At 64.5% G+C, this 1,695-nt stretch carries 2 protein-coding genes; one reads left to right on the forward strand and one right to left on the reverse strand.

The annotated features are described in order from the left end of the window. Positions 1-344: 344 nt before the first annotated feature. Positions 345-830: a DUF4440 domain-containing protein gene (locus RMO25_RS06930; protein WP_309661873.1), complete on the reverse strand. Its 486-nt coding sequence runs from the start codon at positions 828-830 to the stop codon at positions 345-347. 85 nt (positions 831-915) lie between these two features. Here RMO25_RS06930 and dnaG point away from each other — a divergent pair. Beyond that, positions 916-1,695, forward strand: a 780-nt coding sequence (gene dnaG, locus RMO25_RS06935) for a DNA primase (protein ID WP_309661874.1), incomplete at its 3' end; no start/stop codon positions are given.

Consider the following 1,695-nt stretch of genomic DNA (forward strand, 5'->3'; position numbering starts at 1 on the left):
CCGGCGATAAGGCCGAGCACGACGAGCACTAACGCCACGTCAAGCGCGCCAATGGCGACAAATGCGGTGACAATCGCGAGTACAATGTAGATGGCGCGGGCGAGCCCACTGATCTTGGTCAACATATCATCCCCCTCCTGATCGATCCGCCACAGCGGTCTTCTTGCCGCCTTGCTTCGGAACGGAGGCAGATTAGCCGCAATTGACTGCATTTGCAGAGGGAATGAATCCTTTCGAATCAAGCCTCAACTTGCTTGGTCAACATTTCACCCAGGTTATTCGGGCTATCGCGAGTCGCTCGGTAGAGCGTTCCAATTCAACGCCGTGACGCGACCGCCGAACCCTCACCCCTTCGGCGTGTTCGAGCAATGCTCGTTGACCACCGGCCAGCTGCCGTCCGTGGCTTTCTGGAAGACGTCGGTGCAGCGCAGCGTGACGGCATTTTGCGGCGACGCGCTGCTGGTCACGTCGAACACCCCGCTGACGACAAAAGTGTCGGCATCGAGCACCTGGATGACGCGGTCTTTCTGTACGATCTTGTCGATCTTGGCGGCGGCGAAAGCGTCCTGCAACTTGTCCCACGCCGCGCGGTCGTGCGCCAGGCCGGGGGTCGAGCCGTCGAAGCCGACGATATTGGGGCCATAGACCGCCTTGATCTTGGCCGCGTCCATCGACGCCCAGGCGGCCTCGGCGGCATCGTCGATCTTGCCCGCCTCGGCTTCGCTGATCATCGCCGCGCCCGAAGCCGCCGGCGTATTGGCCGCTTTCTGGCACGCGACCATCCCCAAGGCCGAAACGGCCATCGCCACCATGCAAATCCGGTTGTTCATGATTGTCTCCCCCCAAGTGAATCCATCCCAGGCCGTTGAGCAATGGACCGTTGAGCAAAGCCCTAGCGCCGTCTAGCAATCAAGCGTGAGTCTTTCCCCCGCCTTTCTCGACGAACTGCGCGCCCGCACCTCGCTGTCGAGCCTGATCGCGCCCTCGGTCAAGCTGATCAAGGCCGGGCGGGAGTTCAAAGCCTGCTGCCCGTTCCACCAGGAGAAGACCCCGAGCTTCACCATCAACGACGACAAGGGCTTCTACCACTGCTTCGGCTGCGGCGCGCACGGCGACGCGATCCGCTTCCTCACCGATGCCCGCGGCATGCCGTTCATGGACGCGGTCAAGGAACTCGCGGCCAAGGCCGGGATGGACGTCCCCGCCGCCGACCCGCGCGCCCGCGACCAGGCCGAGCGGACCTCGACCCTGACCGACGTCATGGGGGCGGTGCAGAAATGGTTCGCCGAGCAGCTGCAAGGGCTCGATGGCGCCCACGCTCGCGATTATCTCGCCAAGCGCGGAATCGACGCCGCGACGGTCGCGCGCTTCGGGTTGGGCCTTGCTCCGCAGGGCCGCTTGCGCCTCAAGGCCGCGCTGACCAGCCTCGGCGAAGACCAGCTGGTCGAGACCGGCATGCTGATCAAGCCGGAGGATGGCGGCGACAGCTACGACCGCTTCCGCGGGCGGCTGATGTTCCCGATCCGCGACCAGCGTGGCCGCGTGATCGCCTTCGGCGGCCGCATCTTGGGCGACGGCGAACCCAAATACCTCAATTCCCCCGACACGCCGATCTTCGACAAGGGCCGCACGCTCTACAATCTCGACCTTGCCGGCCCCGCCAGCCGCACCGCCAGGCGGCTGATCGTGGTCGAA

The organism is Sphingomonas sp., assembly GCF_031361285.1.
In the GTDB taxonomy this organism is placed as follows: domain Bacteria; phylum Pseudomonadota; class Alphaproteobacteria; order Sphingomonadales; family Sphingomonadaceae; genus Sphingomicrobium.